Genomic DNA, 25,578 nt, shown 5'->3' with positions numbered 1-25,578 from the left:
CCACGCCGTCATGCCCGGGCTTGTCCCGGGCATCCACGCCTTCTGTTTGTGTGGCCAAAACGTGGATGGCCGGGACAAGCCCGGCCATGACCGAGTTCAATTATCAGACTACGCGTGCCACCCTGCCGCTTTCGCGTGGACAGCCGCCTAGTACACGTCGAGCTGAAATCGTCCCTTTTTCTTCAGCTCGCTGACGAACATCACGGCCTCATCGATCGATCGCGCGCCATGCTGGGCGGCGATGTCGACCAGAGCCCGCTCCACATCCTTGGCCATGCGCTTGGCATCGCCGCAGACATAGACATGGGCGCCTTCGGCGAGCCAGGTCCAGACGTCGCGGCCGACCTCGCGCATGCGATCCTGCACATAGAACTTCTCACCGGCATCACGCGACCAGGCGAGCGACAGCCGCGTGAGGAAGCCTTCGCTCTTCATGCCGTTGAGTTCGTCGGCATAGAAGAAATCCGACCCGCTGCGCTGATGGCCGAAGAACAGCCAGTTCTTGCCCGGCGCCTTGGTCGCCTTGCGGTCGTGCAGGAACGCCCTGAACGGCGCGATGCCCGTACCCGGCCCCACCATGATGATCGGCGTCTCCGGATTTTCCGGCAGCGCAAAACCATGCGCCTTCTGGACATAGACCTTGAGCTCGTCGCCGGGCTGGATGCGATCGGCCAGAAAGCTCGAGGCCAGACCATGGCGCTTGCGTTTGCCGACCATGTAACGAACGACGTCGACCGTCAGCGAAAGTTTGCCGGGCGTCGCATTGTGCGATGACGAGATCGAGTAAAGCCGCGGCTGCAGCGGCTCCAGTGCCTCGATGAAAGCTTCCGGATGCGGACGCACGCGCGAGAATTTCTGCAACGCCGCCATCACGTCGAGCGTCGCGGCATCGCCATCGGGGTCCTCGCCCTGCGCCAATGCGCGTGCCTTGGCGCGCTGCGTCCCGCCGGTGAGATAGGACATCAGCTCGAACAGCGAGTCCGGTGCCGGGGCCAGCGAGACGTCGTATTGCAGCACCTCGCGCAGCGTCTTGCCGCGCACGTCCGTCGTATGCGACGCGCCGAGCAGCGCGATGATCTGGTCGACATGGCCGAGATCGTTTGACGCAAAGATGCCGAAACTGTCGCCGACGACGTAATCGAGTCCGCAGCCCGACAGATCGAAATCGATATGCCAGGTCTCCTTCTCGGAGCCTTTGCCATTGAGCAGGCGGCGGCCGAGAAACACGGCGGGTGCGGGATTGTCGCGTGAGCGGCCGAGCGTCGACGGATCGGGCGCGGCAACCTCGACCAGCTCAGCTGCGGCAGGCGCCGCTGCCGCCGCAGCACCGGCCGGTGCCTTGTCGAGCTCCTCATAGAGCGACTTCAGCATCCGTGCGGTTTCCTTGCCGCCGGGGACGCACAGATTCAGCCGCGCTTCGGCCCTGGAGGCAATCGCGTCGGAATAGTCGTTGCAGTTATAGCCGCACTGGCCGCAATCCTGCTGCGCCATCGCTGCCATCATCTTGCGGCGGACCGGCTTGCCTTCGGCAAGCTTCATGCGATCGGCGATCGGCATGGTCTGGTCGTGCCACGGCGCGCCATCGTCCTCCTCCATGATCGCGGCGCCCTGCTCTGCAGACAGCGGCGTTGCCGGCGCATCGGACAGCAGGCCGGCGAAGAAACCGTTCAGCCAGGAGCGTTGCGCTTCCGAGAACGGCGCAGACGCAGGAATGATCTCGAGTTTGGGCGGTGGCGTCATCTGGTTCATGCGGACACCTGTTCATCAGCGAGCTTGCGCAACGCAGCCGCGTCGTGACGGCGCGAGAAAGTGAGGAAGGTCTCGTCGGGCGACGCGCGGTGGGCGAGATAGGCTTTCAGCAGCCGCTCGACGACGACAGGCACGTCCTCGGACTTCACGTTCTGATAGAGTTCCTGCCCGACATCGGCCTGCGGGCCAAAGCCGCCGCCGGTGAAGATGTGGAAGCCGTCCACGGTGTCGTCGCTGTCATCCAGCGCCACGCGCGCGCCGATCATGCCGATGTCGCTGATGTAATGCTGCGCGCAGGAATGATGGCAGCCGGTGAGATGGATATTGACCGGCGTATCGACCTCGACGCGAGTATCGCACCATTCGGCAATGTTCGTTGCCGTGCGTTTGGTATCCGCATTGCCGAACTTGCAACCGGCGCGGCCGGTGCAGGCGATCAGGCCGGCGCGGATCTCGGTCGTCTTGATCGCAAGGCCGAGCGCTTCGATGGCCGCAGTCGCCAGCGCGACATCGGCGTCTTTCACGCCGGGGATGAGCAGGTTCTGCCACACCGTGAGGCGGATATCGCCGTCGCCCAGATCAGAAGCGATCTTCGAAAGCCCCCGCATCTGATCGGTCGTCACCTTGCCGAGCGGCAACACGATGCCAATCCAGTTCAGGCCGTCCTGCTTCTGTCTGTGCACGCCGATATGCGCCGTGCGGTCGAAGCCCGGGCGCGGCAGCAACGCTTCCGCCGGAACGCGGGTAAACGGCGCGCCGAGCTTCTCCTCGACCAGGGTGAGGAACTTGTCCATGCCCATGCCGTCGATCACGTATTTCAGCCGCGCCTTGAGGCGGTTGGTGCGATCGCCGAGATCGATGAAGACCCGCACGATGGCGTCGGAGACCCGGGTGGCGTCCTCCGGCTTCACGATGATGCCGGTATCGGCGGCGAAATCCTTGTGGCCGGTGATGCCGCCGATGCCGAGCTTGAACCAGACGCCGGGCGCGACGCCGAAGCCATCCTTCACCTCGACTGCCTGGAAGGCGATGTCGTTGGTGTCCTCCAGCACGGCGATCTTGCCGGCGCCGTCGAAGGCGACGTTGAACTTGCGCGGCAGGCCGTAAAGCGAGCGGTCATTGAGGATGTGATAGTGCCACTCGCGCGCATAGGGCCGGGTGTCCAGCAGTTCCTGCGGGTCGATGCCGGCGGTCGGCGTGCCGGTGACGTTGCGGATGTTGTCGGCCCCGGAGCCGCGTGAGCACAGACCGAGATCCTGGATACCCTCGATCAGCTTCACGGCATTTTTCGGCGGAATCTCACGCACCTGAAGATTGGCGCGCGTGGTCACATGCGAGAACGGGCCGCACAACTCGTCACTGAGATCGGCAAGACCCGCAAGCTGCCAGTGCTTCATGATGCCGTTCGGGATCCGAAGCCGGCACATATAGGAGTCCTGCGTGGGCCCGACATAGAAGATGCCGTAATAGCGCCAGCGGAAATTATCGGCCGGCGACGGCCGTGCATCGATTGCGGCCTGATCGCGCAGCCGCGGATAGGCGTCGAACGGGTGCTCCTCGCGCTTCCACTTCTCCTGCTCGGCCAGTTTCTTGCCCGAAGCGATGGTGCGATCCTGCGCCTTGATATGCGGCGCATCCGGTCCGGTCGACTCCGCATTGGCCTTGGCTGACGCGCCGCCGCCGAGACCCTTGCCGACGCGGCTGATCTGCAGCCCCGTCGAAAAGCCTTCGAGGTAACGCTTCTGTTCGTCGGTAAAGTCGATGGAGAGCGTTTCGATTTTCATGCGGGACGAAGCTCCTGCGGCCACAACGTGGCTTCAACGGGGATAAGGATTGCGGACCACGCAGGCTCAGGTCGGCGTTTGGCGCCGGCTTGAATTCTGGGAATGATCCGATCAGCCTCGTTGCTGCGGAAATCCATCTGGACTGGCCGGCGAGCATCAGCGAGCGCCGGTTGACTAGAGACATTCAAGTCTCGTGCCAGACCGTCATCAGGGAAAAAACATCAGGAAATCAGGGGATTGAGATCGAGATCGGGCGGAACCCGCTCGGTCGGTGCCAGCGTTTGTGCACCGCACGCTCAATAATTAGACGGCGGGTACGTCAACAACAGTTATCGTCGCGAGGAGCCCGCGCGACGAAGCAATCCAATCCGGACTCGTGGCCTTTCGGATTGCCGCCGCAGTAAGAGGAAAGCTGGCGAGCCAGCTTTCCTTGACCTCATGATGAGGTGCAAAAGTGAGCGCAGGCCTGAGCCGTTACACCGCCTCGAACGCCGCAAGTTCGGCGTTCCCATCCAATACCTTCGTCTGCCGCAACATGTCCTCGATGCCATCTATCGCGCGACCCACATCGACCTTCGACGTGTCGATCCTCAGTTCGACTGTCTCAGGCGCCTGATAGTCATTGGCGATACCGGTGAAGCCCGGAAGGTCGCCGGCGCGGGCCTTGGCGTAATGCCCCTTGGGATCGCGCTGCTCGCAGATCTCCGCCGGAGTCGCGACATAGATCTCGCGAAATGCAGTATCGACCGCGCTGCGGGCCTCGGCGCGGTCGCCGCGCGAGGGCGAGACAGCCGCGACGATGGCGATATGGCCATTGCGGGCGAGATGGCCGGCCATCTCTGCTAGCCGCCGGACATTCTCGCTGCGATCGGCGGCGGAGAAGCCGAGGTCGCGATTGAGTCCGGCGCGCAGTGTGTCGCCGTCGAGCAGGATCGGCGAACCGCCTTTGGCGAACAGACGGTGCTCCAGCGCCCGCGCCAGCGTCGACTTGCCCGATCCCGGCAATCCCGTGAACCACACCACCGCGCCCTGATGGCGATAGCGCGCCGAACGTTCCTCAGGCTGCAGTGCTGACTGCACCGGCACGATGTCCGACGATACCGCGCGTTGGTCAGCATCGACGGATAGCACAAGACCGCCACCGGCGATCCGGCCGCCGACCTCGATCACGAGACGTCCGGTGCGCGGATTGTCGACATAGCGATCAGCGGCGACCGGCTGCGACAGCGCGATCTCGATTTCACCGACATGATTGCGGGCGATCTGCTGGGTCTGGACACTGGCGAGTTCACCGGGATCAATCGCCTTTTCGATCGCAACCACCCGGCCGCGCACTTCGCGCACGCCGAGCCGCAGCAGGATCGACGATCCCGCTGTCAGCGGCTGGTCATGCAGCCAGAAGATCCGCGCCCGCAGCCGCCGCGTATCCGACGGCACCGCGCCCGCATGCGCGATCACGTCGCCGCGCTCGACAAACAGTTCGCGGTCGAGCGTGATACCGATCGATCGCCCTGCCCCGTGCTCGCCCGCGAGCGGTGTCGCGGACCAGCGCTCCACGCTCTTGATCTTCGCGACCTTGCCGGCAGGCATGATCACGACGTCGTCACCGACAGCCAGATGACCGGCCTCAATGCGCCCGGCGACAATGCGCCGATCGTCAAACTTGTAGATCGCCTGCACCGGCAGCCGCAGCGGCAGATCGTCGAGCGCCGTCGCCGGCGTCATCTCATCCAGGGCTGCGACGACCGTCGGCCCGCTATACCAGCCGATGCGATCGGTCCGCGCAGCAACGCCATCGCCGTCCCGTGCCGAGATCGGGATCACCGCGACAGGCGCGACGCCGAGCTCGATCAGATGTGCCGAGATCTCATCGCTGATGGCCTGGAAGCGCGCGGCGCTGAAATCAACGCGGTCCATTTTGTTGACCACAACGGCGACCTGCTTCACGCCCAGCAGATGCAGCAGATAAGCGTGGCGCCGGGTCTGGTCGCGAACGCCTTCCAGCGCATCGACGATCAGCACGGCAGCGTCGGCCTGCGACGCGCCGGTGATCATGTTGCGGAGAAATTCGGCGTGACCGGGCGCATCGATCAGGACGACATCGCGCGACGGCGTGCGAAAGCGGATCTGGGTGGTATCGATGGTGATGCCCTGATCGCGCTCGGTCTGCAGCGCATCGAGCAGGAACGACCATTCGAACGGCATGCCGCGCCGCGCACTAACGGCCTTCAGCATCTCCAGCTTGCCATCCGGCAAACCACCGGTCTCATGCAGCAGCCGGCCGACAAGCGTCGACTTGCCGTGATCCACATGGCCGACGATGACGATGCGCAGTTGCGGGCGCGTGGTGCCGACAGGCGTCGCGAGCGAGCTCAGATTGACGATCTTGGTCATCGCATCACCTCTACAGATAGCCGGCGACGCGCAGTCGCTCGAAAGCATCTTCGGTCTCATGATCGAGCGCACGGCCGGCGCGTTCGGGAATCTTGGTGCCGTCGAGCTCGACCATGATTTCGGCAATCGTGCTGGCGGTGGACGCGACCGGATTGGTGATGTCGGCATCGCCCAGCGAGCGGTAGCGCTTGCCGTCCTTGGCCAGATACAGCGGGATGATCGGGATGTTCTCGCGCGCCGTGTAGGCCCAGATGTCGGCTTCGGTCCAATGCAGGATCGGATGAATGCGCAGATGCGCACCGGGCGGCGGCGAGGCGTTGAACTGATCCCAGAATTCCGGCGGCTGGTCGCGCACATCCCATCCGCCCTCGACGCCGCGCGGCGAGAACACGCGCTCCTTGGCGCGGGTCGCCTCTTCGTCGCGCCGAATACCGGCGATCAATCCGTCGAAGCCGTGCTTCGCCAGCGCAAGCTTGAGACCTTCGGTCTTGCGCGCCGCCGAACGCGCCGCCGGCGGCAGTGTCGGATCGACGCTATCGATCGGCGGGCAATATTCGATGGTGAGGTCGAGTCCCCACTCTTTCGAATAGTGATCGCGGAATGCGTACATCTCCGGAAACTTCTTGCCGGTATCGACATGCAGCGCGGGGAACGGCACGTGGCCGAAGAACGCCTTGCGCGCCAGCCAGATCATCACGTTGGAATCCTTGCCGAGCGACCACAGCAGGGCCAGTTTCTTCAGCCGTGCGAAGCCCTCGCGCAGGATGTAAATGCTCTGTGCTTCCAGTTGATCGAGGTGGTCCATCGATACGACATCCGATCGGACGCGTTCGAGATTGGTCGACGTCATACGCCTTCTCCGAGTCTTCCGAACCTAGGTCCTCAAAACCGCCGTGAGATTCGCCGTTGCTCACGAAGCGGATACGCTCGGGAGAAAGTGCATCTCTGGAACTCGATTTATGGGGTCAAAAAATCCACGCTGCGCTTCTCAAATAGAAAGAATATTTTTCTATTAAATGGCGACAAACAACTGATATATAGAATTCTATTCCAGTCAAGCTGGATGTTGCTGAGGAGTTTGTGATGTTGTCGCCCGGAGCCGTCGCAAGTGCTGTCCAATACGATCAGGCACTGCAATCCGCCTCCCCCGCCGAGGTCATTGCTGCCGCGCTTGATGTCGTGGGCCGCGACGAACTCGCGCTGGTCTCGTCGTTTGGTACGGAGTCCGCGGCGTTGCTGAAGATCATGGCCGATGTCGATCCCGCTATCCCCGTGCTGTTTCTCGACACCGGCTGGTTGTTCAGGGAGACACTCGACTATCGCGACCAGCTGATCCTGACGCTGGGCCTGCGCGATGTACGGACGATCCGTCCCGCAGCAGAAGTGCTTGCCGCTGACGACGCCGACGGAGACCTGTGGTCGTCAGATCCCGACACCTGCTGCCGGATCAGGAAGGTCGAACCGCTGGCCCAGGCACTGGCGCCGTTCAGCGCATGGATCAACGGCCGCAAGCGATTTCAGGGCGCGTCGCGCGCGGCCATTCCTGTCGTCGAAACCGATGGCGGGAAGCTGAAATTCAATCCATTCGCCAATGTCACGCCGGACGAGATCGGGCTGATCTACGCATCGGCGAAGCTGCCGCCGCATCCGCTTGTGGCCTCAGGATTTGCGTCGGTCGGCTGCATGCCCTGCACCACCCGCACCGCGCCCGGCGAAGACCCGCGCGCCGGCCGCTGGCGCGGCCGCGCCAAGACCGAATGCGGCATCCACAAATCGGCGAACTGACGCCGCCGCTACGACTTCATATGCGCGATTTCGAACGCCGCGAGATGGGCAGCGATGTTGGCGGGATCGAACGGCGGTCCGGCAAACGCGCCAACCGCGTCAGGCACATCAGTCGGAGCACTGCCGGCGATACCGAGCGCGGCATCGTAGAGATCGGGGCGGAACACGTCCTGTGCGATCTTCAGTGCCTCCGGGCTGATTGCGGCCTGCCCCCAGCGCACCATCTGGGCATAGAGCCAGGCGGCCTGAACGGGATCGGGACGCCCGGCTCCTTCGCGGCCGACCAGCAGATAGCGCCCGCTCTCGCGCATCGTGCCATCGGGCGAAATCTTCAGCCGGCCATCCAGCGTCCGCAGCAGGACTTCCGGCGAGACGCCGATATGTTGGGGCTTGGCGAGGATCGCCGCAATCTCGTCGCGGTTCTCCGGCGCTTCGATGAAGGCCGCGGCCTTCACATGCGCCCGCGTCAGCGCCGCCACGGTATCCGGATTCTTCTCCGCCCAGTTCTGCCTCATCGCCAGCACCTTCTCGGCAGCGCGCAGCAGGATGTCGGAGACGAAATGCAGAATGTGGCCGACGCCGAGATCGACCGCGACAGAATTCCAGGGAGCGCCGACACAGAACGCATCGACGTGACCGTTGGCAAGGCTTTCGACCATGTAAGGCGGCGGCAGCACCACGAGGCGGACATCCTCATCGGGATCGACGCCGCCGGCCGCCATCCAGAAACGGAGCTGGTAATTGTGCGTCGAGAACGGGAACGTCATGCCGAAGGTCAGCGGATCGGCGCCAGCGCGAGCACGCGCGACGACGACGCGCCGCAGCGCCTGTGCGGTGGCCATTGGATCGGTCGGGTCACCGTCGAGTTCCGACATCAGCGCCGCGTGTAGCGCCGGCGACACCGTGATGGCATTGCCATTGATGCCGAGATTGAACGACGCCACGATCGGCACCTTCACGTGGCCGAGCCCGAGGCTGGACGCGATGGCAACGGGCGCCAGCAGATGCGCAGCATCGAACAACCCGATATTCAGCTTGTCGCGGACATTCGACCACGACACTTCGCGGACCAGTTCGACGTTCAGCCCCTCGGCCTTCGTGAATCCCTTGTCGACCGCGACCATCAAGGCAGCGGCATCGACCAGCGGGATGAACCCGACACGAAACGGTTGATCGATCATTTCAGCAACTCCGCTGCGGTGATGATCGACTGCGCGATCTCGCCGATTTTCTTCTTTTCACGCATCGCCGTGGATCGCAGCAATACGTAAGCCTCTTCTTCATTGAGGCCCTTGAGCTTCATCACGATGCCCTTGGCGCGGTCGATGATCTTGCGCTCCTCCAACGCCGACTTGGTGCGCTCAAGCTCGTCCTGCAGTTTGGAGAAGGCATTGAAACGGGAGATGCAGAGATCGAGGATCGGCTTGATCCTCTCCTTCTTCAGCCCGTCGACAATGTATGAGGATACCCCGGCGTCGACCGAAGCCCGCGCCGACTCGGCGTCGCTCTGGTCGACGAACATGGCGACCGGCCGGCGCACCGCGCGCGAGACCTGGAACATTTGCTCCAGCACGTCGCGGCTGGGGTTTTCGAGATCGATGACGATCACGTCCGGATCGAGCGCATAGATCCGGGCCAGCAGATTCTGCATCTCCCGGATATGCTGGACATCGGTATAGCCAGCCTCCCGCAACCCTTCCTCAAGGATCGCAGCCCTGATCGGGCTTTCGTCGACAATGACAATTTTCGGCGACTGGTCGGCAGGCATCGGGCACTCACATGGATGCGGACTATCCATAGCACGCCCGCGCGCGGCTTAAAGCCTTGTATTTATGAGCAAATGGGACTACCTGCTGCCTCTCAATCAGGCAGATCGAACATGCAACAGGCCGCTGGGCTGACGCGAACGCTTAAGACAGCAGAATTGGATCATTGAGCTGAAAACTAGCAGGAGCGTGGATGGGACGGCCTAATGCGTTCGACGGGATGATGCATGAATTCTGCGCAAAACTAGGTTGGTGCGGCCACATCGAGAATGGAAAGCCGCTGCACGTCTCCGACTTCATTCCAGAAACCGGACACGTTACGGCGGAAGATTTCGTCCAATGGCTTATCATTGCGGAAGGTCTCACTCCCGAGCAACTAAGTGCTTCTGAAGTCAGTCTACTCAAGGCGGTGTTTGTCAGACATTTGGGAACGAGCGCTGTCGATGCGCACAGGCTTCGTTCCAACACCGCGACGTAGGTCGTCCAAACCGAGTTCGCGTCCCGCCGTACTTTAATCGGCGTATATAGGCTCTTTCCTAGAGGATCGCACCCACGCATCTCTCTCCTGCGTGTCACCGGGACGCCCGCGAGACAGCGCGTGTAGATTTGAACAGCCCACACCCAAAGAAAATGCCGCCCGAAGGCCGCTGTCATCCGGACTATCACCCGTCAATTCGTGCGAGCACGCGTCAAGACGAGATATCGGCTTTCGGGATGCAGAACGCACGTGCGCAATCCGCGCCTTACAGATCGCGCCCAAACGGGATATGGCGCGGTGTCGCTGTTCAGTTCGCCAAAGACATAATAACTTGTGGTGAGGTCCAACCGCGCCAATCGCGGCCAAGGCATTGCATGCGGCAGGCAAGCCCAACAGGGTTTGCGGGCTCGGGAGCGTCCGCCCAATGAAGCATTGGATCCATTGGCTGCCGGGGGTTCGCACTCTCCGCCAATATGAGGCGGCATGGCTTCCGCGCGACATCGTCGCCGGGTTCGTCCTCGCGACAATGCTGGTTCCGGTCGGAATTGCCTATGCGGTGGCGTCGGGCTTGCCGGGCATCCACGGTCTGTACGCAACGATCGTACCGCTCCTGATCTATGCCGTGTTCGGCCCAAGTCGCATCCTCGTCCTGGGACCGGATTCGGCTTTGGCAGCCGTCATCCTCGGCGTTGTCGCCCCGCTGTCCGGGGGCGATCCCCTTCGCGTCGTAACGCTGGCCGGCATGATGGCAATCGTTTCGGGCACAGTATGCATTCTGGCGGGCATCGCGCGCCTGGGTTTTGTAACTGAGCTCCTCTCCAAGCCAATACGCTACGGCTACATGAACGGAATTGCGCTGACCGTCTTGATCAGCCAGCTGCCAAAGCTTTTCGGCTTCTCTATCGAGAGCGACGGACCCCTGCGAAACTTGTGGGCTATCGCCAGCGCAATCCTCGAAGGAAGAACAAACCTGGTGGCATTGGCGATCGGGCTCGGCACGCTAACGGTCATCCTGCTTCTCAAGAACCACAAATGGCTGCCGGGCATTCTGGTTGCGGTGGTCGCGGCGACCGCTGTGGTCGGTGCACTCAATCTTGCCCGCTATGGCGTGCAGGTTCTCGGTCCTCTTCCGCAGGGATTGCCCGGTTTTGCCGTTCCGCTGATCGGCTATAGCGACATACTGCCGGTGTTGATCGGTGGCACCGCAATTGCGCTGGTGTCGTTTGCCGACACCAGCGTGCTGTCGCGCTCCTATGCGGCACGATTGGGTACGCCGGTCGATCCCAACCAGGAGATGGTGGGGCTTGGCGCAGCCAACCTGGCGACCGGTTTCTTTCAGGGTTTCCCGATCAGCAGCAGCAGTTCGCGCACGCCTGTTGCAGAAGCTGCCGGCGCCCGCACCCAACTCACCAGCGTCGTTGGCGCGTTGGTGATCGCCTTGCTGCTGCTCGCGGCGCCAAACCTGCTCGAGCACCTGCCCACCGCCGCCCTGGCCGCTGTCGTCATCGCCTCCGCGATCGGGCTGATCGAGGTGACCGACCTCAAACGCATCTACCGGATTCAGCAGTGGGAGTTTTGGCTGTCGATCGTCTGCTTTATTGGCGTGGCGGTGCTTGGGGTCATTCCAGGAATAGGTTTGGCCATTGCCATCGCCATCATCGAGTTTCTATGGGACGGCTGGCGCCCGCACTCCGCGGTACTGGGCCGCGCCCACGGCGTCAAAGGCTACCACGACATCACAAGATATCCGGATGCCCGCCTGATTCCCGGGCTGGTCCTGTTTCGATGGGATGCACCTCTGTTCTTCGCCAACGCCGAATTCTTCAAGGAGCGCGCTCTGGATGCCGTGGCGAAATCGCCGACGCCCGTACGCTGGCTGGTGGTTGCGGCGGAGCCGGTCACCAGCGTGGACGTCACCGCCGCCGATTTCATCGGCGAATTGGACCAGACGTTGCAGGCAAAGGGTATCGAGCTTTGTTTTGCCGAGCTCAAGGATCCCGTGAAGGACAAGCTGAAGCGATTTGGCCTGTTCACTCTGCTTGGCGAGAAATATTTCTTTCCAACCATTGGCGCAGCCGTTTCCAGCTTCCTGGCAACCCATAATGTCGCGTGGGAGGACTGGGAGGACCACAACAAAGGGCCAACGGATGACATTCCGGGTTAAATCACGCCCTGATCATCCGCTTTTGGCCCATCGCCCAATATCCCCCCGTCTCGCTTTACCATCGCGGGAACACGGGTAACGGTTGAATTTTTCCGTCAGATCAATTACTTGGATAGCAAATCCCGACAATTCAGATGAAGGTTTCAGGCCAGTACATGGAACGAGCGCCGCGTATATCATTCACATCGCTCGGATGCCCCAAGGCTTTGGTGGATTCCGAGCGGATCATTACGCGCCTGCGGGCCGAAGGCTACGAACTCGCCCGCAAGCACGACGGCGCCGACGTCGTCATCGTCAACACCTGCGGCTTCCTCGACAGCGCCAAGGCGGAGTCGCTGGGCGCCATCGGCGAAGCCATGGCGCAGAACGGCAAGGTCATCGTCACCGGCTGCATGGGCGCCGAGCCCGAGCAGATCGAGGCGGCCTATCCCAATGTGCTGTCGATCACCGGGCCGCAGCAATATGAGAGCGTGCTCGACGCCGTGCATCGCGCGCTGCCGCCGGTGCATAATCCGCATATCGATCTCGTGCCGCCGCAGGGCATCAAGCTGACGCCGCGGCACTACGCCTATCTGAAGATTTCCGAAGGCTGCAACAACCGCTGCACCTTCTGCATCATTCCGAAGCTGCGCGGCGATCTCGTCTCGCGCCCGGCCAAGGAAGTGCTGTTAGAGGCCGAGAAACTGGTAAAGGCCGGCGTCAAGGAGTTGCTGGTCGTGTCACAGGACACCTCGGCCTACGGCGTCGATATCAAATACGCCAGCAGCCCGTGGAAGGACCGCGAGGTCCGCGCCAAGTTCTACGATCTCGCCAAGGAATTGGGCGAACTCGGCGCCTGGGTGCGGCTGCAATATGTTTACCCGTATCCGCATGTCGACGAAGTCATCGGGTTGATGAATGCCGGCAGCAATGTGCTGCCCTATCTCGACATCCCGTTTCAGCACGCGGCGCCGGACGTATTGAAGGCGATGAAGCGCCCGGCCGCGCAGGACAAGACGCTCGCCCGCATCAAGATGTGGCGCGAGCAATGTCCCGATCTGACATTGCGCTCGACCTTCATCGTCGGCTTCCCCGGCGAGACCGAGAGCGATTTCCAGTATCTGCTCGACTGGCTGGAAGAAGCGCAGATCGACCGTGTCGGCGCGTTCAAATACGAGTCCGTGGCGGGCGCGACCTCCAACGCCATCGCGGGTGCGGTGCCTGAAGAAATCAAGCAGCAGCGCTGGAATGCGCTGATGGAGCGTCAGCAGAAAATCTCGGCGCGCCGCCTGAAGCGCAAAGTCGGCACGCGGCAGCAGATCATCATCGACGAAGTCGGCCCGACCGTGTCCAAGGGGCGTTCGAAGGCGGACGCTCCGCAGATCGACGGTACGGTCTACGTGTCAGCACGTCGTCAGCTGAAGGTCGGCGAGATCGTAACGGCGAAGATCGAACGCTCGGATGCGTATGATCTGCACGGGACGGTGGCGGGGTTTTAGTTAGAACGCCGGCGTCTGCTGAATCCCTCCCCCTTGTGGGGTCTGGCGGACGAATTCGTCCGCCATGGGTCGGCCGACAGGCCGGGGTGGGGGTGCCCCACGTGACGTAGAGTCTGTGGCACCACCCCACCCGTCACGATGCTCGCTGAACGCTCGCATCGCGCCACCCTCCCCGCTGCGCGCAGCTTTGCTGCGCTTGAGGGAGGGAGAAGAAAGATCACACCTTCAAGATCACCGCGCCTGTGGTCTTGCGTGCTTCCAGGTCCACATGCGCCTTGGCCGCATCCTTCAGCGCATAAGCGTGATTGATCGGCACATGCAGCTTGCCATCGATCACGGCCGAGAACAGCGTGTCGGCGCCTTCCAGCAATTCAGAGCGCTTGGCGACGTAGTCGTTCAGCTTGGGACGCGTCGCAAACAGCGAGCCGTGATTGTTGAGTTCGGCGATTGCGAATGGCGGCACAGGGCCGGAGGCATTGCCGAACGACACCCACATGCCACGCGGCTTCAGGCATGACAGCGAGCCCGGATAGGTCGTCTTGCCGACGCCGTCATAGACCACGTCGCAGAGTTCGTTACGGCTGATCTGCTTCACGCGATCGACGAAGTTTTCTTCGTTGTAATAGATGACGTGATCGCAGCCATTGGCCAGCGCCAGCTCGCCCTTCTCCTTCGAACCGACGGTGCCGATCACATGCGCGCCCATGGCCTTGGCCCACTGGCAGGCGAGCAGACCGATGCCGCCCGCTGCGGCATGGATCAACACGCGGTGATGCGGTTCGACCTTGAAAGTCTTGTGCAGCAGATACCAGACCGTGAGGCCCTTCAGCATCAGCACGGCACCCTGCTCGTGGGTGATGCGATCGGGCAGTTTCACCAGCCGGTCGGCGGCAAACACGCGCTCTGCCGCATAGCTGCCGAGGGCCGAATAATAGGCGACGCGATCACCGGGATGAAAGCCGGTGACGCCCGGACCGACCTCGACCACTTCGCCCGAGGCTTCGTTGCCGGCGATGAACGGCAGCTGCGGCGCCTTGTAGAGACCGCTGCGGAAGTAGGTGTCGATGAAATTGACGCCGATGGCATGCTGGCGGATGCGCACCTCGCCGGCGGCCGGTGCCGGGACCTGCACGTCTTCATAAGTGAGCACTTCGGGCCCACCAAGCTCATGGACGCGGACGGCTTTGGTCATCGTTCAATCTCCCTGAATGACTTTGGCCTGAAGCGATAACCAACACTCGCGTGATGTCAACCTGTGCCCGTCTGGGCCCGCTTTCGGCGGTTGCGCTTCGCCATCACATTGAACAGCTCGACCGCCGCCGAAAACAGGATGGCGAAATAGATGTAGCCGCGCGGAATATGGAATTTGAATCCATCCGCCATCAGCGAGACGCCGATCAGCACCAGGAAGGCCAGCGCCAGCATCTTGGTGGTCGGATAATGCGCCACGAAGCGCGCCACCGGTCCGGACGATACATACATCACCGCACAGGCGATGATCACGGCGGCCACCATGATCTCGATGTCCTGCGCCATGCCGATGGCGGTGATGATGGAGTCGAGCGAGAAAACGAGATCAACGATGACAACCTGCAGGATGACCAGGGCAAAGGCGTTCGGCGCCGGCTTCTCGTCGCCGCCTCCCTCGCGCGCCTCGACCTCGGCATGAATCTCGTGCGTTGCCTTGGCGATGAGGAACAGACCGCCGCCGATCAGGATGAGATCGCGCCAGGAGAATGCGAAGCTCTTCACCGCGATCACCGGTTCGGTCAGCCCGATCAGCCAGACAAGAACGCTGAGCAGCAGGATGCGGAACACCAGCGCCAGCGCGAGACCGATCTGGCGTGCGCGCGTTGCCAGCGGCTCCGGCAGCCGCGACACCAGCACCGACAGGAAAATCACATTGTCGATACCGAGTACGATTTCGAGCGCAGTCAGCGTCAGGAGCGCGGCCCAGGCTTCGGGGCTGGAAAACAGTTCGATCATGATCTGGAGGGCCCCATGAGGCGGATGACGGCGTCACCGCAGACAATGTAAAAAGCGATCGCGCAGAGCGCGACCGTAACAGGCAAGGCAACAGCGAAGTTCTGTATCAGCGTGATGACGGCCAGCACCGCCCAGATCGCCATCAGCGACAGGTTCAACCGGCGCAGACGCGTCACGCGAACCGGATGCAGCACATGCACCGGCACAAAGGTCAGGATGATCAGCGCCAGCATCGCAAGGCTCGCGATGACGGGTGATGGTTGCAGCAGGAACAGATAGAACGCCGCCCCGTTCCATAGCGCCGGAAAGCCGCGAAAGTGGTTGTCGTCGGTCTTCATGCGCTTGTCGGCAAAGTATAATGCGCTGGTGACGACGATACCGGCGCCGAGCAGCACCGCAGTCCACGGCACCAACAGACCCGACGCCGCAATCGCATAGGCCGGCACGAAAACGTAAGTGAGGAAGTCGACCACGAAATCGAGCGCATCGCCCGACCAATCCGGCAGCACCCGGCCGACGTCGAAGTATCTGGCGATCGGACCATCGAGCCCGTCGATGATCAGCGCCAGACCGAGCCATCCGAACATCACAGCCCATTCGCCGCGCACGGCGCTCATCATGGCGATGAGTGCCACACCGGCACCGAGCGCCGTGAAGATGTGAACCGAGAACGCCGCCGCGCGCGCGGATCGTGACGACGACGGGAGTTGGTCCGGACTCGAAGCGGTCATATGCCAGGAATTGCTAGCAGGAATCCGCCCGATTTGCACAGGCGCCGATGCGGCCTTCGGCCGCCCGATGACGCGGGAACGATTCCGCGACGCGTAACGGCTTGAAAATGCCGGGCCAAAGGCCGATGGTCCGGCCATGATCGAGACCTCTGCTTCCACCTTCCCCTATGATGCCGCCGTGGTCGGCGGCGGCCCTGCCGGCCTTGCTGCGGCCCTTGCGCTGGCCGAGACCGGCGCCCGTACCGCCCTCGTCGCCCGCCGCGTCCCCTACGGTGACAACCGCACCACCGCGCTGCTGGGCGGCTCCGTCGCATTTCTGGAAAACCTCGACGTCTGGCGCCGCTGCGCCGACAAGGCGGCCGCGCTGACGACCATGCGGCTGGTGGACGACACCAATCGGCTTATCCGCGCGCCCGAAGTCAAATTCGTCTGCAGCGAGATCGGCCTCGAGACCTTCGGCTACAATATCGAGAACCGCGAATTGATGATCGCGCTCGAAGCGCGCGCCGCGGAATTGACCAATCTCATTCGCATCGATGACGAGGCCGATACGGTCACGCCGGACGAAATGCAGGTTCAGGTGTGCACGCGGCAAGGCCAGGTCCTGGCGGCGCGGCTGATCGTTGGCGCCGATGGCCGCCAGTCCTTGTGCCGCGAAGCCGCGGGCATTTCAGTCAAGCGACGCGCACTTGAGCAGACGGCCGTCACCTTCAACATCGCGCATAGCCGGCCGCACAAGAACATGTCGACGGAGTTTCACACCCCCGCCGGTCCCTGCGTGTTCGTGCCCCTGCCCGGCAATCGCTCCAGCATCGTCTGGGTCAACAAGCCCCGTGATGCCGAGCGCCTGATGGCATTGAGCGATGAGGCACTGTCGGACGCCGCCGAGAAACAATCGCATTCCATCCTCGGCCGGGTTCAGGTCGAGCCGGGTCGACACACGTTCCCGCTGGCGATCGAGCAGCCCGCACAGCTGGCGAAGAACCGCATCGTGCTGGTCGGCGAAGCCGCCCATGTGGTGCCCCCGATTGGCGCGCAGGGTCTCAATCTTGGCCTGCGCGACGCCGGCGATATCGCCGATATCGTCCGCGATGCCGGCATGAATGGCGCAGATATCGGCGCAGCGCCGGTGCTGACGCGCTTCGAGAAGATCAGGCGCAGCGACATCTCCTCGCGTACCTTCGCCATCGACATGGCCAACCGTTCGCTGCTCAGCGATCTCCTGCCGATGCAGCTGATCCGCGCAGCCGGCATGCATGCCATGGGGTCCATAGGGCCGCTGCGCCGTCTTGCGATGCGCGAGGGCCTGTCGCCATCGTGGCGCAAGAGTGCTTCCTAGAGATCTCGCGCGTCCTACGGAAACGCGATCTGGCCGGTCTTCAGGAAATACATCACCGAGGTCAGCGTCAGCACGGACACGAAGGTGCCGAGCAGCACCGCGACGGAAGCCGGTTCGACCCAGCTATCGTATTGCCGCGCGATCACGAACACATTCAGCGCCGGCGGCAATGACGCGAGCAGCACGGCAGTCGCGGCCCAGAGCGGCGGGAATGGTCCGAGCAACAGCATCAGGCCGAACACGATCAAGGGATGCAACAGCAGCTTGATGAAGATCAGGCCCGGGATTTCCCATGGCACCCGCCCCAGCGGCCGCAGCGCGACCGTGACGCCGAGTGCGAACAATGCGACGGGTGCCGCCGAATTCTGCAGGAACAGCAGCATGCCGTCGACCGCGACCGGCATCTGGATGTGAAACGCCGCGACGAAGGCGCCGAGATAGGCTGCGACGATCAGCGGATGCAGCACGATATGCTTGATGACGATGAAGATCGTCGGCAGCAGCGGCCGCTTGTCGGCCGAGGTCAGCGCCATCATCAGCGGTGCGATCGAGAACAGGAAGATGCTGTCGAAACAGAACACCAGCGCGGTCGGCACTGCCGCCTTGGGGCCGAGCACAGCCAGCGCCAGCCCCGGGCCCATATAGCCGATATTGCCGTAGCCGCCGGCGAGCCCAGCCATCCCGGCCTCGCGCATGGTCAGCCGGCCGAGGAATTTACCGGTGCCGACCGACAGGAAGAATGCCGTTGCGGTCGCCAGCGTGGTGCCGATCACGAAGGGCAGATTGTTCAGTTCCTCGAACGGCGTCTTGGCCATGATGCGGAAGAACAAGGCCGGCAGCGACACGTAGAGAAGGAAGAAATTCATCCAGGCGAGGCCCGTTTCGGGCAGGTTCTTGACCTTGCCGCAGGCGAAACCGATGAAAATCAGCCCGAAATACGGCAGTGCAAGATTGAGGACGTCCATCATGTCAGGCGTGTTTTTCTTGGTTCTTGGCCCGTGGGGCGGGATATCGGGGAGCGGCGTCCGGCTGTCTTAAATCCGTCGTTTGCCTCTAGCATCGGCCACAATCCTGGTCTATTCGACCAGAATGATCAAAGCGCGGACCGCCAAATTCCAGATTGGACAGATCGTCCGCCACCGGATCTTTTCGTTCCGGGGGGTGGTGTTCGACATCGATCCGGAATTCAACAACACCGAAGAATGGTGGCTGTCGATCCCCGAAGACGTCCGTCCGAACAAGGACCAGCCATTTTACCACCTGCTGGCCGAGAATTCTGAGTCGGAATACGTCGCTTACGTCTCCGAGCAGAACCTGCTCCCCGATGAATCCGGCGAGCCGATCCGGCACTCCCAGGTCGCCGAGATCTTCATCAAGGACAAGTCCGGCAGCTACCGCCCGCGCAATTCGTCGCTGAATTGACCGAGCATCTGCTCGGTCATTCCGGGGCGCTCGCTCTTGCGAGCGAACCCGGAATCCCGGCGTGTTCATCGATTTCGGACTATCATGTCGGGATTCCGGGTTCGCATGCGCGAAGGCGCGCCTGCGCCCCGGAATGACGAAGTCCAACTCAACAAAAAAGGCGCTCATTTCTGAGCGCCTCTTCGTTTGTCTCTTGAATCAGCTTACTTCGCGGCCGGATTGGCCGGAGCCGCCGGTGCTGCACCAGCTGCCGGCTGCTGGGCTTCGAGCTTGGCACGGGCTTCCGCAGCGCGCTTCTGCAGTTCTTCCTGCAGCTTCTTCTGGGTTTCCTCGAACACCTTCGGATCGGTCGGCGGGCCGTCATAGGCCTTGGCGAATTCGGCCAGCGGCAGCGGCAGCGTGAGCGGTGCGCCGTTGGAGTTGATCGCCTGCACGATCAGGTTCTGGCCCTTCTTCAGATTGGCCAGGAGCTCCGGGGTGACTTCGTAATCGGACATGCAGCCGTTGGCGAAGCAGATCACATAGGGGCTCTGCGCCGGGGCATTGCTGTCCACGATCACGCGGGTGCCGTGCACGAGCTGCATGCCGAGCGGCAGCGTCACGCGCAGGATCTTCTTCGGTTCGCCTTCCGGCTCGATGATGACGGCAGCGATGACGGGCTGGCCCGACTCGATGCGGCCGTCCTTGCCGGTGAAGCAGACCTGCTTGGCATTGGCGTCCTGGCCCTTGAGGCAGAACTTGGTCCAGGGCGCATAGATCAGCTGAACCTGCTGATCGGCCGGCGGCGCGCCTGCGGCTGGCGCCTGGGCAGCGGGAGCGGCCGGAGCAGCAGCCTTCGGAGCGGCCTTCGGGGCAGCCTTGGGAGCCGGGGCCGCAGCCTTTGGCGCCGCAGCCGGGGCACCGGGCGCAGGAGCCTGCGCATGCGCAACCGGAGCGATCATCGTGGCGGTCAAGGCCGTCGCCGCCAGAAGCGCGAAGCCCCGCCCGCGCGGCAGAACCGACGCAGCCAAGAGACGGAAATTCATTGCGGAAAACCCTTTCTGAACGGAAGCGCTCATATCCCTGAGGCGGCGCTGACAGTCACCCGTTGGCGGGTGTCTCGGTGCCAATTACGGCCGTTACGTGACAGGCCGCGCCGCCCTCGTCAATTGTCCGCTTTCAATACAGCGGCGGACGAAAAGATCAATGGCACCAGCCCTATTTGATGCATGGCACAGGTTCCGGGCGGGGAGCCATGGTAAAGTTCCTCTGTGAAATCAACCGAATCAAATCGCGCAGATGCACAGGGTCTTTCGACCTGGTCCAAGGTGATCGCGGCGTTGGCCTGCTGGACAGTGCTGGCCGGCCCGGTGGCCGATTCCGCACAGGCTGATCCCCGCCACGCGATCGCCATGCACGGCGCCCCCGCGCTGTCAGCCGATTTCAGGCAGATGCCCTATGCCAATCCCGACGCGCCGAAAGGCGGCCGCATGATCCAGGGCGTTCTCGGCACCTTCGACAGCCTCAATCCCTTCATCGTCCGGGGCATCGCGGTTCCGCAGATGCGCGGCTATGTCATCGAGAGCCTGATGGCCCGCGGCCAGGACGAGGCCTTCACGCTCTATGGCCTGCTCGCCGAGAGCGTCGAGACCGATGACGCGAGAAGCTTCGTCACGTTCCGGATCAACCCCAAGGCCAAATTCTCCGACGGCAAACCCGTGCTGGCCGCCGACGTGCTGTTCTCCTGGCAGTTGCTGCGCGACAAGGGCCGGCCCAATCACCGGCAGTATTATTCGAAAGTGGCCAGGGCCGAGGCGCTGGACGAGCGCACGGTGCGCTTCGACTTCGGCGGCCAGGCAGATCGCGAATTGCCGTTGATCCTCGGCCTGATGCCGGTGCTGCCGAAACATGCCGTCAATCCCGATACGTTCGAGGAAACCTCGATGGCGCCGCCGCTGGGCTCCGGGCCCTATACGGTGACGGCTGTGAAACCCGGCGCAGCGGTGACCCTCACCCGCAATCCCGCCTATTGGGGCCGCGATCTGCCGATCAATCGCGGGCTGTGGAATTTCGACGAGATCCGCCTCGACTACTATCGCGAGGCCAACACCCATTTCGAAGCCTTCAAGCGCGGCCTCTACGACTTCCGCGTCGAGAACGAACCGCTGCGCTGGCATGACGGCTACACATTCCCCGCCGCCACATCAGGCGAAGTGATCCGCGACAGCATCAAGACCGGCCTGCCGAAGCCGTCGGAATTTCTGGTGTTCAACACGCGGCGACCGATGTTCGCGGATATTCGCGTACGACAGGCGCTGACGCTGCTGTTCGATTTCGAATGGATCAACCGCACCTATTTCTTCGGCCTCTATGCCCGTTCGGCCGGCTTCTTCGCGGGCTCGGATCTCTCGGCCTATATGCGCGCCGCCGATGATCGCGAACGGGCACTGCTGCAGCCCTACGCTTCGAATATCGCGGCCAACATTCTCGATGGTAGCTACCGCCTGCCGGTCAGCGACGGCTCGGGCCGTGACCGTCCCGCGCTGCGCACTGCGCTGGCACTGCTGAAGGATGCCGGCTACGTGCTCGATAACAACGTGCTGCGGCGGCAGTCGGACAAAACGCCCCTCGCCTTCGAGATCCTCGTCACCACCCGCGATCAGGAACGCATCGCGCTGGCCTATGCGCGCGATCTCAAGCGCGCCGGTGTCATAGCCAATATCCGTTCGATCGATGCCGTGCAGTTCGACCAGCGCCGCATCAATTTCGAATTCGACATGATCCAGAACCGCTGGGACCAGTCGCTATCGCCCGGCAACGAGCAGTCGTTCTACTGGGGCTCGGAAGCCGCCGACAATCCCGGCACCCGCAACTATATGGGCGCGAAGAATCCCGCTGTCGACGCCATGATCTCGGCCATGCTGGAGGCCCGCGACCACGGTCCGTTCGTCGATGCCGTGCGCGCCATGGACCGCGCATTGATCGCGGGTTTCTACGCTATCCCGCTTTACTATGTGGGCGAGCAATGGATTGCCCGATGGAATCGGATAGAACGACCTTCGACCATCGCGCTGTCGGGCTATTTGCCGGAGACGTGGTGGGCCAGAACGCTGCCAGCTTCGCCGCCGAACCGGAAGTGACACCGTGACCGCATCCACCTCGCCTACGCCGAATGCCTCGCCCACCCTCGACGGCCTGTTTCGTCGTATCCTCAGCCGGCAGCCGCAGGCACTGGCGCTGGTCGATCCCGCCGACAAGCTGCGCGTCACCGCAACGGAGCCGCAGCGGCTGACCTTTGCAGATGCGGACCGGGCGATCTCGGCGCTGACGGCGCATTTCATGGAGGCCGGTCTCCCTGCCAATTCGGTCGTCGCCGTCCAGTTGCCGAACACCGTGGAATTCGTCCTGACCGTGCTGGCCGCGCATCGCGCCGGCCTGATCGTCGCCGTGCTGCCTCAGCTCTGGCGCCAGGCCGATCTGACCATGGCACTGAATCGTTGCAGCGCGCGGGCGCTGGTGACGCAGAGCAAGATCGACGGCGTCAGCCATGCCGACCTCATCATGAATGCTGCGGCTGAAGCCTTCTCGATCCGCTATGTCGGCGGTTTCGGCAGCGATCTGCCGGAAGGCATGACCCCGCTCGATGCCGTGCTGTCCGGCGAGTTCGTGGAGCCCACGCCGGTCACGCAAGATGCCCGCCGTGCAGCCATCGTCTCCTTCGATGTTACCTCCGATGGTTTCCGCGCGGTGCCGCGCACCCATCTCAACCTGATCTCCGGCGGCCTTGCCGTGTTCCTGGAGAGCGGGATGCCGCAGGGCGCCACGATCATGTCCGCGCTGGTGCCGTCGTCTTTCGCCAGCGTCGCCTCGTCGCTGGTGACCTGGCTGCTCTCCGGTGGCGTACTTGCCCTGCATCATCCGTTCGACAATGCGGTGCTGGAGCGCGGCATCGCGGCGAATGCCTGCGACGTACTGGTGGCGCCGGCGCCGCTGGCGCAGCGTCTCGCCGAAGGCGGGTTGTTCGATCGCTCGCCGGTGCTGCGTTACGTGCTCGGCCTCTGGCGCGCCCCTGAACAGGTTACGGCTTCGCCGGCGTGGCCCCGTTCGCAGGCCTCGTTCACCGACGTCTATCTGTTCGGCGAAGCCGGTCTGTTCGGCGCCATCCGCGGCGACGACGGCTTGCCCGTCGCCATCATGCCGGGCCCTCATGGCGCGCCACGCGCCCAACAAGGCTCTGCCATTGCCGGCGACATCATCCTGACGCCCCGGGGCACGCTGGGCCTGCGCGGCCCCATGGTGCCGGTGCTGGCCTATACGGCCCAGGCCGACGCCAGCAATGCCCTGATCCCGGCCAAGCCGCTCGATTATGTCGATACCGGCTATATGGCCCGGCTCGACCGTGTGACCGGCGCGATCAACATCACCGCGCCGCCCTCGGGCATCATGGCCGTCGGCGGCTATCGCTTCCTGGCGCAGGACCTCAATGAATGGGCCAAGCGGCTCGGCGAGAACGCCATGCTGACGGCACTCCCGGATCGGCTCAGCGGCTACCGCCTCGCCGGCCGCGCCAGCAACAACGCCCGCGCCCGCGATGCTCTCACAGAACTCGGCCTCAACCCGCTGATGGTCGAAGCGTTTCGTGACCGGGCGATGGCCGACTGAGCGAGCGAGCGCGATCGTGAAAATGCGAGCAATCTCATTGACCGCACATTAAGGACGTCGGGCTAGCCTGCCGCGATCAGTTTCGCGTCAGGGGTAGCAGCCAAGCATGTCCGATCAGGCCACCATCGTCGCCGTCTCCAACCAGCAGCCGGCCGCGTTTGCGACAGCCCTGGCGGAGAGCAACATCTTCCCGGTGGTCGATGCGACATGGGCCGAGGCACTGGATGCGGTGGCACGTGTACAACCGGCCGCCGTCGTGGTGTCAGCTTCGGCCGACGACATGCCGACCTTCCAGGCGCTGGCGAAGCGGCTTGGCGCCAAGCAGCCTTACGTGCCGCTGATCGCCATCGATCCTGTTACTGACCTGCCCGGTCATGCGATCCCGCTCACGCAGACCGACGGCAATTTCGATCGACTCAGCGCACGCCTGCGCAACGCGCTGCGCGTCCGCACGCTGCATGCCACGGTGATGCGACGCCTGACCGCCGACAACCTGCATCGCATGTCACTGCAGTCGGACCCGCTGGACGATGCGACGGTGATGCTGATCGGCCGCGGCGGTGGTTATGCCGCATTGTCGGTGGCGCTCGGCGAACGCGTCGGCGTGGTCGGCGCGCTCAGCATCGAGGCTGCCGCCAAGCATCTCAATGGGCGCGACCTCGACGGCATCGTCATCGGCGAAGGCTTCAGCACGCGTGTCGTTGACGCGTTTCTCACCGTCCTTACCGAGGACGCACGCTTCCGCAATCTGCCCGTTGTCGTCACCGTGCCCGGCCTGACGCCAAGCTACGATCTTGCCAATCTCGAAATCGTCGTCGGAGACGCCGACACCGTCGCGGCGACAGCGCTGCCGCTGCTGCGCCAGCACGCCTTTGAAGCACGCCTCGGCCGCACCTTGAAATCGATCGAATCCGACGGGCTGCTCGATCCCGCCACCGGCCTGCTGACGATTGCAGCCTTCGAACGCGACATCGCGACAGCCGTCTATCACACACAGACCCGCGGCGGCGGATTGTCGATGGCACGGTTCTCATTCGACAATATCCCGCTACGCGCGCAGCGCGACGCTGCGCGGATCATCAGCCGGCTGATGCGGCGGATGGATTTCGGCACGCTGCAGAACGACGGCTCCATCGTGGTCGCCTTCGCCGAAACCGACCAGCGCAACGCCCATATGATCGCCAGGCGCCTCTCCAGCGTGATGAAGCACACCATGCACGGGCCGAAGCGCGATGCCCGCAACGATCCCCACGTCACCGTGATCACCATGGAGCCAACGGATACCTCGAAGTCACTGCTGGCGCGCCTGCATGGCGGGGACGCACAACGCGCAGCGTCATAAGTTCCTGAAATAAAGTCAGGAACGAAGTATCGAACGTCGCATTGTAGGTGCATCTGCAATGGAGACAACGATAATGAAAAAGCTTGCACTCATCACCGCTTCCCTCGCCCTTCTCGCCACGCCGGCTTTGGCACAGTCGACAATCACGACTGGCGCTGCACCCGCCGAGGCAAAGTTCTCGACCGTCTCCCAGGAAGAGATGTTCTCGTCCAAGCTCAAGGGCCTGAACATCACCAACCAGAAGGATGAGACGATCGGCGAGATCAGCGATCTGGCCATCAAGAACAATCAGGTCGACGCCCTGATCCTGTCAGTCGGCGGCTTCCTCGGCATGGGCGAACACTATGTCGCGGTCTCGCCTGCATCGGTGAAGGTGAGCCTGAACAAGGACAACAAGTGGGTGGCGTCGATGAACACCACCAAGGAAGCGCTGAAGGCTGCTCCGGAATTCAAGTATCCGAAGTAAGCGTCGCGTCATTCAATGAACGGCCGTCGGCAACGATGCCGGCGGCTGTTCTG

The 25,578-nt window shown here is 63.0% G+C and carries 21 protein-coding genes; 10 read left to right on the top strand and 11 right to left on the bottom strand.

All coding sequences use genetic code 11. The annotated features are described in order from the left end of the window. Positions 1-147: 147 nt before the first annotated feature. From AB8A27_RS09980 to cysD, 4 genes are all read right to left on the bottom strand, one after another. Positions 148-1,749, bottom strand: coding sequence for a sulfite reductase subunit alpha (locus tag AB8A27_RS09980; protein ID WP_441241763.1), 1,602 nt, complete (start codon positions 1,747-1,749; stop codon positions 148-150). Continuing rightward, positions 1,746-3,533, bottom strand: a complete 1,788-nt coding sequence (locus tag AB8A27_RS09975; RefSeq protein ID WP_441241762.1) for a NirA family protein — start codon at positions 3,531-3,533, stop codon at positions 1,746-1,748. The genes AB8A27_RS09980 and AB8A27_RS09975 overlap by 4 nt, the downstream gene beginning before the upstream one ends. A gap of 474 nt (positions 3,534-4,007) precedes the next feature. Beyond that, positions 4,008-5,927 (bottom strand): adenylyl-sulfate kinase, encoded by a 1,920-nt coding sequence (gene cysC / locus AB8A27_RS09970; protein WP_441241761.1) that lies wholly within the window; start codon positions 5,925-5,927, stop codon positions 4,008-4,010. A gap of 10 nt (positions 5,928-5,937) precedes the next feature. Continuing rightward, a complete protein-coding gene (cysD, locus tag AB8A27_RS09965) occupies positions 5,938-6,777 on the bottom strand; it encodes a sulfate adenylyltransferase subunit CysD (protein WP_441241760.1) in 840 nt (279 codons plus the stop codon). 233 nt (positions 6,778-7,010) lie between these two features. Here cysD and AB8A27_RS09960 point away from each other — a divergent pair, with 233 nt between their 5' ends. Beyond that, positions 7,011-7,712: a phosphoadenylyl-sulfate reductase gene (locus AB8A27_RS09960; RefSeq protein WP_441241759.1), complete on the top strand. Its 702-nt coding sequence runs from the start codon at positions 7,011-7,013 to the stop codon at positions 7,710-7,712. A gap of 8 nt (positions 7,713-7,720) precedes the next feature. Here the strand turns inward: AB8A27_RS09960 and AB8A27_RS09955 are convergent, their stop codons facing one another. Then, positions 7,721-8,893: a CmpA/NrtA family ABC transporter substrate-binding protein gene (locus tag AB8A27_RS09955; protein WP_441241758.1), complete on the bottom strand. Its 1,173-nt coding sequence runs from the start codon at positions 8,891-8,893 to the stop codon at positions 7,721-7,723. Continuing rightward, positions 8,890-9,480: an ANTAR domain-containing response regulator gene (locus AB8A27_RS09950; RefSeq protein ID WP_441241757.1), complete on the bottom strand. Its 591-nt coding sequence runs from the start codon at positions 9,478-9,480 to the stop codon at positions 8,890-8,892. The genes AB8A27_RS09955 and AB8A27_RS09950 overlap by 4 nt, the downstream gene beginning before the upstream one ends. Before the next feature lie 191 nt (positions 9,481-9,671). Between AB8A27_RS09950 and AB8A27_RS09945 the strand changes: the two genes are divergently transcribed. The 3 genes from AB8A27_RS09945 (at position 9,672) to rimO (ending at position 13,598) form a co-directional block, all read left to right on the top strand. After that, positions 9,672-9,956: a hypothetical protein gene (locus AB8A27_RS09945; protein ID WP_441241756.1), complete on the top strand. Its 285-nt coding sequence runs from the start codon at positions 9,672-9,674 to the stop codon at positions 9,954-9,956. Between the two features lie 424 nt (positions 9,957-10,380). Next, positions 10,381-12,120 (top strand): SulP family inorganic anion transporter, encoded by a 1,740-nt coding sequence (locus AB8A27_RS09940; RefSeq protein ID WP_441241755.1) that lies wholly within the window; start codon positions 10,381-10,383, stop codon positions 12,118-12,120. A gap of 155 nt (positions 12,121-12,275) precedes the next feature. Further along, positions 12,276-13,598 carry a 30S ribosomal protein S12 methylthiotransferase RimO gene (gene rimO, locus AB8A27_RS09935; protein WP_441244870.1) on the top strand — a complete coding sequence of 441 codons (1,323 nt, stop codon included), beginning with the start codon at positions 12,276-12,278 and terminating at the stop codon, positions 13,596-13,598. A 217-nt stretch (positions 13,599-13,815) separates the two neighbouring features. Here the strand turns inward: rimO and AB8A27_RS09930 are convergent, their stop codons facing one another. The 3 genes from AB8A27_RS09930 to pcsA are packed head-to-tail and all read right to left on the bottom strand — an operon-like array spanning position 13,816 to position 16,315. Beyond that, the gene (locus AB8A27_RS09930) at positions 13,816-14,790 is read right to left on the bottom strand and encodes a quinone oxidoreductase family protein (protein ID WP_441241754.1); all 975 of its coding nucleotides are present in this window, start codon (positions 14,788-14,790) and stop codon (positions 13,816-13,818) included. A gap of 56 nt (positions 14,791-14,846) precedes the next feature. Beyond that, the gene (locus tag AB8A27_RS09925; RefSeq protein WP_441241753.1) at positions 14,847-15,584 is read right to left on the bottom strand and encodes a TerC family protein; all 738 of its coding nucleotides are present in this window, start codon (positions 15,582-15,584) and stop codon (positions 14,847-14,849) included. Next, positions 15,581-16,315: a phosphatidylcholine synthase gene (pcsA, locus tag AB8A27_RS09920; protein WP_441241752.1), complete on the bottom strand. Its 735-nt coding sequence runs from the start codon at positions 16,313-16,315 to the stop codon at positions 15,581-15,583. Before pcsA ends, AB8A27_RS09925 begins: the two co-directional genes overlap by 4 nt. Positions 16,316-16,451: 136 nt before the next feature. On the opposite strand from pcsA, the gene AB8A27_RS09915 reads away from it, so the two are divergent. Further along, positions 16,452-17,654 (top strand): UbiH/UbiF family hydroxylase, encoded by a 1,203-nt coding sequence (locus AB8A27_RS09915; protein WP_441241751.1) that lies wholly within the window; start codon positions 16,452-16,454, stop codon positions 17,652-17,654. Between the two features lie 14 nt (positions 17,655-17,668). Here AB8A27_RS09915 and AB8A27_RS09910 read toward each other — a convergent pair whose 3' ends face one another. Beyond that, positions 17,669-18,622, bottom strand: a complete 954-nt coding sequence (locus tag AB8A27_RS09910; protein WP_115028726.1) for an AEC family transporter — start codon at positions 18,620-18,622, stop codon at positions 17,669-17,671. Positions 18,623-18,743: 121 nt separating this feature from the next. Here AB8A27_RS09910 and hspQ point away from each other — a divergent pair, with 121 nt between their 5' ends. After that, positions 18,744-19,076, top strand: a complete 333-nt coding sequence (gene hspQ, locus AB8A27_RS09905; RefSeq protein WP_441241750.1) for a heat shock protein HspQ — start codon at positions 18,744-18,746, stop codon at positions 19,074-19,076. Positions 19,077-19,279: 203 nt separating this feature from the next. Here hspQ and AB8A27_RS09900 read toward each other — a convergent pair whose 3' ends face one another. Further along, positions 19,280-20,101, bottom strand: coding sequence for an invasion associated locus B family protein (locus AB8A27_RS09900; protein ID WP_441241749.1), 822 nt, complete (start codon positions 20,099-20,101; stop codon positions 19,280-19,282). 309 nt (positions 20,102-20,410) lie between these two features. Between AB8A27_RS09900 and AB8A27_RS09895 the strand changes: the two genes are divergently transcribed. The 4 genes from AB8A27_RS09895 (at position 20,411) to AB8A27_RS09880 (ending at position 25,525) form a co-directional block, all read left to right on the top strand. Then, positions 20,411-22,195, top strand: a complete 1,785-nt coding sequence (locus tag AB8A27_RS09895; protein WP_441244869.1) for an extracellular solute-binding protein — start codon at positions 20,411-20,413, stop codon at positions 22,193-22,195. 4 nt (positions 22,196-22,199) lie between these two features. Then, the gene (locus AB8A27_RS09890) at positions 22,200-23,717 is read left to right on the top strand and encodes an AMP-binding protein (RefSeq protein ID WP_441241748.1); all 1,518 of its coding nucleotides are present in this window, start codon (positions 22,200-22,202) and stop codon (positions 23,715-23,717) included. Positions 23,718-23,823: 106 nt separating this feature from the next. Further along, positions 23,824-25,059 carry a GGDEF domain-containing protein gene (locus tag AB8A27_RS09885; RefSeq protein ID WP_441241747.1) on the top strand — a complete coding sequence of 412 codons (1,236 nt, stop codon included), beginning with the start codon at positions 23,824-23,826 and terminating at the stop codon, positions 25,057-25,059. Positions 25,060-25,132: 73 nt separating this feature from the next. Then, complete coding sequence (locus AB8A27_RS09880) at positions 25,133-25,525, top strand: PRC-barrel domain-containing protein (protein ID WP_441241746.1); 393 nt, start codon at positions 25,133-25,135, stop codon at positions 25,523-25,525. The last annotated feature ends 53 nt before the right edge of the window (positions 25,526-25,578 follow it).

It is taken from the genome of Tardiphaga sp. 768_D3_N2_1 (genome assembly GCF_052076105.1).
In the GTDB taxonomy this organism is placed as follows: Bacteria; Pseudomonadota; Alphaproteobacteria; order Rhizobiales; family Xanthobacteraceae; genus Tardiphaga.
Note: the sequence above shows the minus strand (reverse complement) of the source record. Positions and strands in the feature narration are given on the sequence as shown.

Bases quoted from the DNA above. Each gene is read 5' to 3' on its own strand.
- AB8A27_RS09980 (WP_441241763.1), bottom strand. From the start codon at position 1,749: ATGAACCAGATGACGCCACCGCCCAAACTCGAGATCATTCCTGCGTCT.
- AB8A27_RS09975 (WP_441241762.1), bottom strand. From the start codon at position 3,533: ATGAAAATCGAAACGCTCTCCATCGACTTTACCGACGAACAGAAGCGT.
- cysC (WP_441241761.1), bottom strand. From the start codon at position 5,927: ATGACCAAGATCGTCAATCTGAGCTCGCTCGCGACGCCTGTCGGCACC.
- cysD (WP_441241760.1), bottom strand. From the start codon at position 6,777: ATGACGTCGACCAATCTCGAACGCGTCCGATCGGATGTCGTATCGATG.
- AB8A27_RS09960 (WP_441241759.1), top strand. From the start codon at position 7,011: ATGTTGTCGCCCGGAGCCGTCGCAAGTGCTGTCCAATACGATCAGGCA.
- AB8A27_RS09955 (WP_441241758.1), bottom strand. From the start codon at position 8,893: ATGATCGATCAACCGTTTCGTGTCGGGTTCATCCCGCTGGTCGATGCC.
- AB8A27_RS09950 (WP_441241757.1), bottom strand. From the start codon at position 9,480: ATGCCTGCCGACCAGTCGCCGAAAATTGTCATTGTCGACGAAAGCCCG.
- AB8A27_RS09945 (WP_441241756.1), top strand. From the start codon at position 9,672: ATGGGACGGCCTAATGCGTTCGACGGGATGATGCATGAATTCTGCGCA.
- AB8A27_RS09940 (WP_441241755.1), top strand. From the start codon at position 10,381: ATGAAGCATTGGATCCATTGGCTGCCGGGGGTTCGCACTCTCCGCCAA.
- rimO (WP_441244870.1), top strand. From the start codon at position 12,276: ATGGAACGAGCGCCGCGTATATCATTCACATCGCTCGGATGCCCCAAG.
- AB8A27_RS09930 (WP_441241754.1), bottom strand. From the start codon at position 14,790: ATGACCAAAGCCGTCCGCGTCCATGAGCTTGGTGGGCCCGAAGTGCTC.
- AB8A27_RS09925 (WP_441241753.1), bottom strand. From the start codon at position 15,584: ATGATCGAACTGTTTTCCAGCCCCGAAGCCTGGGCCGCGCTCCTGACG.
- pcsA (WP_441241752.1), bottom strand. From the start codon at position 16,315: ATGACCGCTTCGAGTCCGGACCAACTCCCGTCGTCGTCACGATCCGCG.
- AB8A27_RS09915 (WP_441241751.1), top strand. From the start codon at position 16,452: ATGATCGAGACCTCTGCTTCCACCTTCCCCTATGATGCCGCCGTGGTC.
- AB8A27_RS09910 (WP_115028726.1), bottom strand. From the start codon at position 18,622: ATGATGGACGTCCTCAATCTTGCACTGCCGTATTTCGGGCTGATTTTC.
- hspQ (WP_441241750.1), top strand. From the start codon at position 18,744: ATGATCAAAGCGCGGACCGCCAAATTCCAGATTGGACAGATCGTCCGC.
- AB8A27_RS09900 (WP_441241749.1), bottom strand. From the start codon at position 20,101: ATGAATTTCCGTCTCTTGGCTGCGTCGGTTCTGCCGCGCGGGCGGGGC.
- AB8A27_RS09885 (WP_441241747.1), top strand. From the start codon at position 23,824: ATGTCCGATCAGGCCACCATCGTCGCCGTCTCCAACCAGCAGCCGGCC.
- AB8A27_RS09880 (WP_441241746.1), top strand. From the start codon at position 25,133: ATGAAAAAGCTTGCACTCATCACCGCTTCCCTCGCCCTTCTCGCCACG.